Annotated in this window: 5 protein-coding genes; 3 read left to right on the plus strand and 2 right to left on the minus strand. The window is 59.7% G+C overall.

Features of this window, described 5'->3' with window-relative positions:
* The first annotated feature begins 25 nt into the window (after window positions 1-25).
* From U9R81_RS05660 to U9R81_RS05670, 3 genes are all read left to right on the plus strand, one after another.
* Window positions 26-1,177: a spermidine/putrescine ABC transporter substrate-binding protein gene (locus tag U9R81_RS05660; protein ID WP_322494541.1), complete on the plus strand. Its 1,152-nt coding sequence runs from the start codon at window positions 26-28 to the stop codon at window positions 1,175-1,177.
* A 184-nt stretch (window positions 1,178-1,361) separates the two neighbouring features.
* Window positions 1,362-2,039, plus strand: a complete 678-nt coding sequence (locus U9R81_RS05665) for a 4-vinyl reductase (protein ID WP_322494542.1) — start codon at window positions 1,362-1,364, stop codon at window positions 2,037-2,039.
* A gap of 18 nt (window positions 2,040-2,057) precedes the next feature.
* A complete protein-coding gene (locus U9R81_RS05670; RefSeq protein WP_322494543.1) occupies window positions 2,058-2,996 on the plus strand; it encodes a pentapeptide repeat-containing protein in 939 nt (312 codons plus the stop codon).
* A gap of 40 nt (window positions 2,997-3,036) precedes the next feature.
* On the opposite strand, the gene uvrA is transcribed toward U9R81_RS05670, so the two are convergent.
* Both uvrA and U9R81_RS05680 read right to left on the minus strand, forming a co-directional pair.
* Window positions 3,037-5,961, minus strand: coding sequence for an excinuclease ABC subunit UvrA (gene uvrA / locus U9R81_RS05675; RefSeq protein WP_322494544.1), 2,925 nt, complete (start codon window positions 5,959-5,961; stop codon window positions 3,037-3,039).
* A gap of 116 nt (window positions 5,962-6,077) precedes the next feature.
* Window positions 6,078-7,298, minus strand: a complete 1,221-nt coding sequence (locus U9R81_RS05680; protein ID WP_322494545.1) for a phenylacetate--CoA ligase family protein — start codon at window positions 7,296-7,298, stop codon at window positions 6,078-6,080.
* Window positions 7,299-7,565 lie beyond the last annotated feature (267 nt).

The raw sequence follows: 7,565 nt of genomic DNA on the forward strand, positions 1-7,565 counted from the left end.
ATAACAACAGGAAGGGAGAACTGAAATGCAGATGCTTCGGGTGCTTGTGGTGGCGTTGCTGCTGGCGCTGGCCTTGGCGGCCTGTGGCGGCGGCCCGGCGACGAGTCCGGGGAATGAGTATGGCGCTAGCGGCGGTGACTCAACGGCGCCAAGCGGTGGAGTGGATCGGAGCAAGTTGGCGAAGGAACTCTATTTCTACAACTGGTCAGATTATATCGATCCTGCTGTGCTCGAGCAGTTCGAGGCAGAATTCGGGGTCAAAGTGATTGTAGATACCTACGACAGCAACGAAGATATGCTGGCCAAGGTACGGGCCGGCAATTCGGGTTATGATATTGTAGCGCCGTCGGATTACGCCGTGCAAATCATGATCGCCGAAGGGCTGGCGGCGCCGATTGATAAGACCTTGTTGCCCAACCTTGTCCATCTCGATTCTAACTTGCTCGATCAGTATTTCGATAAGGGCAATGTCTATTCGATCCCCTATATGTATGGAATTACCGGCATTGCCTATAACACCAAATTCTTCCCTAATGGTATCGATAGCTGGGCAGCAATTCTCGAACCGAGCCAAGTGGCGCCATTCGCGGGCAAGTTTAGCATGCTCGACGACGCGCGTGAGACGCCGGGGGCTGCGCTGCGCTATATTGGCCAGTCGCTCAATTCAACCGATCCGGCGGCGTTGGCGCGGGCGAAGGAGATTCTGCTGGCGCAGAAGCCGTATCTGGCTGCTTACAATAGCTCGGACGTGAATCGCAAGCTGGCCAGCGAAGAGTATGTGCTGGCCCATGCTTGGAGCGGTTCGGCGATGCAGGCTCGCAACGGGTTGGGCGATGAATTTAGCGGCAATCCCAACATCGCGTTCGTGATCCCAAAAGAGGGTGGGATGATCTGGATGGATAATATGGTTATCCTGAAAGACTCGCCGCACGCATATACTGCCCACGTTTTTATGAATTTTCTGATGCGACCAAAGGTGGCGGCGCAGAATGTCGAGTATATTGGCTATCTGACGCCGAACAAAGATGCCTTAGAGCTGCTGTCGTCTGAGATCCGCGAGCTGTACGCCCAAGGCTTCGCCCCCGACGAAGAGATGTATAAGCGGCTTGAGTGGGCGGTGCGTAACGAAGGCACGACCGCTTTCGATGATCTGTGGACTGAGATTAAGGGCCAGTAGCGAGAGGATGGTGGGGCGACGCGACCCATGCGTTGCTCTGATCGATGAAGTAAGACGAGGGGCGAGGCATACGGAGGGCGAGGCATGCCTCGCCCTTACAATTTGTGTCTGTTTTGCGTTTATTATGGTATCCTAGGCTCATCCACTGACTATGGCTGACTATGGGTGCGCAGAGGAGGATGGCATGGGGATCCGAGATCGCCCCGACCAAGACCCGGTCGCCGAGATGCTGTTGGTTGATGCGTATATGCGGTGGGCGTTGCTGGCGGCCGAGGAGGTCATCGGGCGAAACGGGTTGGCGGTTGTGCTGCGACAGGCTGGGTTGAGCCAACTGATCGGCAATTATCCGCCTGAACAACTGAAAGCGACTAGTGGCTTGACATTCTATCATTACGCTTCGCTCAATGCCGGGTTGCTCAACTTTTTTGGCCGCTCGGCGCGGAGCATGGCCCTGCGGATCGGTCGCCGGACGGCGCGGCTGGCGATTGAGCAGCAGAGCGCGTTGTTCGGTACTACTGCCTTGATCGCCTCAAAGGTGTTGCCGTTCGCCACCCAAGTGAAGTTAGGGTTGGCAGCGATGCAAGCCGGGTTGCGCCGGCTCAGCCAAACGGTTAACCAAGATCGCCGGCTGGCGATCGAGGATCGTGGCGAGGCTTGGGCCTATATTGATTATACGTGTTCGATGTCAGCCGGTAAGCAGGCTGATGAACCAATCGGCTATATCCAATGTGGCGTGCTGCAAGAGGCGTTGCATTGGCAGACTGGCCGTGAATTTGCCGTCGAGCAAGTCGCTTGCCGTTCAATGGGTGCGCCGGCGTCCATTTGGCTCGTGTCTAAGACGCCATTGTTGCCTGTCAGTTGATGGATAAAGGAGGGCCGTATGGCCGACCTAACCCCCGATCAGATCTACGATTTACTCAACCGGCCCGGCCCGCTCTGGTTAGTCGGCGCGAATCTGAATGGCGCTAACCTGAGCGCGGCGAACCTCAGTCACGCCAATTTGAGCGAGGCTCAATTGAGCCGGGCTCGCCTCACCGACGCTAATCTGTTTCGGGCCGATCTAAGCGTTTGTGAATTGGGCGGCGCGAACCTGAGTTGGGCTAATCTACGTGAAGCGAAATTGAGTTGGTCCCAACTTGTGCGGGCCGATCTGAGCGATGCTGATCTGCGCAAGGCTGATTTGAGCTGGGCGAACCTTGAATTTGCCACGTTGGTCAGCGCGAATCTGCGCGGCGCGAACCTCAGCGCCGCCGACTTCAGCAACGCGAATTTGTACGGTGCGAACTTAAGCCTTTGTAATCTGAGCGGGGCCGATTTGCGCGATACGGTGATGATCGGGGCCAACCTTAGTGAAGCGCAACTCCGCGAAGCGCAATTGGTGAATCTGAGCGGGGCTAATTTGAGCGGGGCGATCTTGATCCGGGTCAGTCTCAATGGCGCGAATCTCAATGGCGCCAATTTGGCCGGCGCCAATTTGATGCATGCCAATCTGCGCGAAGCCACGCTTGATGAAGCCAATTTTATTGGCGCCAATCTCAGCGAAGCCAATTTGGGCGAGGCGAGTCTGGGTAACGCCGATTTTAGCGAAGCTAACCTCAGCGGGATTTATCTGAGTGGGGCCAACCTGCGCAATGCGATCTTGACCCGCGCTAACCTGTCGCGCGCGAATCTGAGCGGGGCCAATTTGCGCGGCGCTAGCCTGCGCGGCGCGAATCTGCGTGAGGCGAGTTTGGCCGAGGCCGACTTGACCGATGCCGATGTGACGGAAGCTGATCTGCGCGATTGCGATCTGACCGGCGTGAAGGGGTTGGCAATGTAAATGTGACGAAGACGGCTCAGCGGGCCGTCTTCGTCAATTCCTAATCGGCGTACACTCGTGTTGCCGACCCGCCGGCTGCCGCTACCGGTTCGAGGATTTCGCGCAAAAACCTGCCGGTGTGCGAGGTAGGATGGTGGGCAACCTCTTCCGGCGTGCCCAGCGCCACCACCTCACCGCCGCCGTCGCCGCCTTCTGGCCCCATATCGATCACGTAATCAGCCGTCTTGATCACGTCGAGGTTGTGCTCGATCACCACTACCGTGTTGCCGGCCTCAACCAGTCGGTGCAAGACCTGCAACAAATGCTGAATGTCGGCGAAATGCAGGCCGGTCGTTGGTTCGTCAAGGATGTAGATAGTGCGTCCGGTAGCGACGCGAGCCAATTCCTTGGCCAGCTTCACCCGCTGCGCCTCGCCGCCAGAGAGGGTGGTGGCCGGTTGGCCCAGCTTGATGTAGTCGAGACCGACATCGTGCAAGGTCTGCAAGATGCGCCGCACCCGTGGCACATTGGTAAAAAACTCCAGCGCCGTCTGCACGTCCATCTCTAACACGTCGGCAATCGTCTTGCCCTTGTACTTGACCTGCAATGTCTCGCGGTTGTAGCGTTTGCCCTTGCATTCGGCGCAGCGCACCCAGACATCGGCCAGAAACTGCATGTCAATCTTGATTTCGCCGTTACCCTCGCAGGCTTCGCAGCGCCCGCCGCGAATGTTGAAGCTAAACCGGCCGGGGCCATAGCCGCGCAATTTGGCTTCCGGCGTTTCGGCGAATAGCTCGCGCAGCAGATCGAAGAGCTTGACGTAAGTAGCTGGATTCGAGCGCGGCGTGCGCCCGATCGGTTGCTGGTCAATGTTGATCACCTTATCGAGCCGGTCGAGGCCGTGCAATGCGCGGAAGGGGCCGGGCTTGAGCTGGGCCCGGTTGAGCCGGTTGGCCAGCGCTGGGTAGAGCGTTTCGGTGATCAGCGAGGATTTGCCCGACCCAGACACACCGGTGACGGCGATGAAACAGCCAAGCGGGAAGTTGACAGTGACATCACGCAAATTGTTGAGCGTCGCCCCTTCCAGCGTCAGCCAGCCTTGTTTGGGTTGGCGGCGGGTGGCCGGGATCGGGATGGTCAACCGGCCCGATAGGTACTGGCCGGTGAGCGAGGTCGGATGTTGGGCCACCTGTTCAGGCGTGCCGGCAGTTACCACCTGACCGCCTTTGACGCCGGCGCCGGGGCCGAAGTCGATGATCCAGTCGGCGGCCTGCATTGTTTCGAGGTCGTGCTCGACAACGATCAGCGTGTTGCCGAGATCGCGCAGCCGCAACAGCGAATCGAGCAATTTGCGGTTGTCGCGCTGGTGCAGGCCGATGCTCGGCTCGTCGAGGATGTACATCACACCGACCAGTCCCGACCCGATCTGCGAAGCAAGGCGGATGCGCTGCGCTTCGCCGCCAGACAGGGTCGGCGCGGCGCGGTCGAGGGTGAGGTAGTGCAGGCCGACATTGTGCAAGAAACCGAGCCGTTCGCGGATCTCTTTCAGCACATCACCCACAATCGCCTGCTCGGTCTCGTTGAGGTGGTTGGGCAGCTCGCGCGCCCAATCGAGCGCCTGCGCTACATTCATACGAGTGACATCGCGGATTGAGCGCCCGGCTACTCGCACCGCCAAACTTTCGGGCCGCAAGCGCGCCCCCTCACAATCGGGGCAGGGTTGCTCGCTCATATACTGGGTGTAGTACTCGCGCATGGCGTCCGAGCCGCTCTGCATATAGCGCCGCCGGATTTCGCTGGCCAACCCTTCCCACGTGCGGTAATACTCGCCACGTGAGCCGCTCTCGTTTTCCCACGCAAACCGGATGCGCTCATTACCGCTGCCGTAGATAATCGCATTGCGCTGGCGTTCGGTCAGGTCATCCCACGGCTTGTCGAGATCAATCTGATAGTGTGCGGCAATGGCGAGCAGCGCCTTGTAAGCCCACGTATCCTGCTTCTTGCGCATCTCGCCCCAGTACGTCACTGCCCCCTCGTGGATCGAGAGCGCGCCGTTGGGCACCAGCAGCGCCGGGTCAACCTCAAGCCGCGCGCCGAGGCCGGTGCAGGTCGGGCAGGCGCCTTGCGGCGAGTTGAATGAGAACATCTGCGGGGTGAGTTCGGGGAATGAGATGCCGCACGATGGGCAGGTATTGCTCTCGCTCATCAGCCACTCGCGGGGTTGGGCCGGATCAGCCGGCTCATCGGCGAGACTAATGATCACCTTTCCTTCCCCCACCCGCAACGCCGTCTCGATACTGTCGGTCAAGCGCGTGGTAAAGCTGTCGAGGTCGCCATTGCCAGCGGCTTGCGGCATCGCCAACCGGTCAATCACCACTTCAATCGAGTGTTTGACCTTCTTGTTGAGCTTAATCTCTTCGTCGAGCGAGCGGATCTCGCCATCGACCCGCACCCGCGCAAAGCCTTCGGCTTTGGCTTCGGCGAAGATGTCTTTGTATTCGCCCTTGCGTTGGGAAACGACCGGCGCCAGCACCACAAAGCGGGTGCCCGCTGGCAAGGCCAAGACCCGATCAACCATTTGCTGGGCCGATTGGGCGGCGACAGGCTGGCCGCAGCGGTGGCAGTATTGGTGGCCGACGCGGGCAAACAGCAGGCGCAGATAATCGTAAATCTCGGTGACGGTGCCGACCGTCGAGCGCGGGTTTTTGCTCGCGCTCTTCTGTTCGATGGCGATTGCCGGCGACAATCCTTCAATCAGATCAACCTGCGGCTTCTCCATCTGGCCGAGAAATTGGCGCGCATACGCCGACAAGCTCTCGACGTAGCGTCGTTGACCTTCGGCGTAGAGCGTATCGAAGGCCAGCGAACTCTTGCCCGATCCGCTCACGCCGGTCAGCACGACCAGCCGGTCGCGCGGAATCTCGACATCGATCCCTTTGAGGTTATGTTCGCGTGCGCCCTTGATTACGATTGTCGTCTTGGCCACCGCCGTCTCCGCTGAGGTACGAACGAAGAGAAAGCGCCGCCCCGTTGGCGACGCTACCAATTCTATGTTTTAGTATACCACGGTTTGCTAGAACAAACGAACTAGGCACAATGCGCTCACGCCCACGTGCGCTGGTCAACGAACGGCTTAGCGTCAGGCGGCAATTCGGCGACCACTTCGATTTTGCAATGGAGCTTGACCGCTTCGTGCAAAGCCTGCGCTGCGGCGTCGCGCAAGTTGGCGTGATCGGCATCGCTGGCGGGCACAAGCCGGCAGATCAGCTCGTCGCGGTGATTTTCGCGCACGACGACCGCTTGATATGCCTGCACCCCCTCTAGCCGCCGGATCGCTTCGGCGATATGGCGCGGATGGACGAACAACCCGCGCACTTTGACGCTTTCGCCGCTGCGGCCCAGCCAACCCACCAAGCGCGGCGTCTGAATCACTGTTGGCTCATCAGACACCATTAGCGCTGACAGATCGCCGACGGCAAAGCGAATGAGGATGTAGTCGCGGCGGAAAAGGGTCACAACCACCTCACCGGTTTGGCCGGGAGGCGCCGGCTCGCCGGTGTTGAGGTCGCAAATCTGCACCAGCGCATCTTCCGGCAAATGCCAGCCGTGCCGTTCGGGGCCGTTGTACCCAAGGTTGCCGGTCTCGGCGGTGCCATAGCCATCGTAGACCAGAATCCCGTACTGCTCTTCAAACAGCTTGCGCAACGAGGGCGGCAGCGGCTCGGCAGCGACAAAGGCTTTGTTGAGCGGCCACGAGCGCGGATCGTGGCCCTGTTCAATCGCCTTTTCGAGCAGCGCCTTGAGGTAACTGGGCAAGCCAGCGTAAGCGGTGACGCCGAGATGGGCCATAGCCTCGATCTGTTGGGCTTGATTACCGATCCCAGCCGGAATCACCGCGCAACCAACCGCGCGCGCCCCTTCCTCAAACATCACCCCGGCCGGGGTCAGATGGTAGCCAAAGCAGTTAAGCACCACATCGTCAGGGCCAAAGCCAGCAGCGCGGAAGGCCGGCCCCCACCGCCACGGATCGGGTTCATCAGATTCGGGATCGTAGATCGGGCCGGGTGATTGGAAGATGCGGCGCAGCCGTGAGAGCGGTACGGTCAACATCCCGCCCAACTGCGGCCCTTGCCGTTGCAGCTCAACCAACTGCTCTTTGCGCAATATCGGCAACCGGCTCAGCTCGGCGGTGGTCTGAATATCAGCCGGCGTTAGTCCGGCCGCCTCCATCCGTTGGCGAAACGCTGGCGAATGCTCGTAGCCAAATCCGACAATTTCGCGCACGCGCTGGTCAAACCCGGTGTAAAAGGCTTGAATGTCCATCTCGTCACCTCGTGCTTCAGACAACGACGCGCAGGCGCAACGGTCTCCGGCGCTCGCGCAGCGTTGCGGCGTCATTGGTTTGCAGACCGCACTCGCAAGGGTTGTTGCACTCAGCATTGTACCGCATTCGCCCCCAACAACCAACTTCAGTAACGCAAAGACGCCAAGCAAGCAAAGGCGCAGAGGGGATAAACGCAAAGGACGCAGAGGGCGCAAAGGGATTTTGGATGCCCCCACCCCCTGCCCCTCCCCCAGCGGGGGAGGGGA

The organism is Chloroflexus sp. (assembly GCF_034435895.1).
Lineage (GTDB): Bacteria > Chloroflexota > Chloroflexia > Chloroflexales > Chloroflexaceae > Chloroflexus.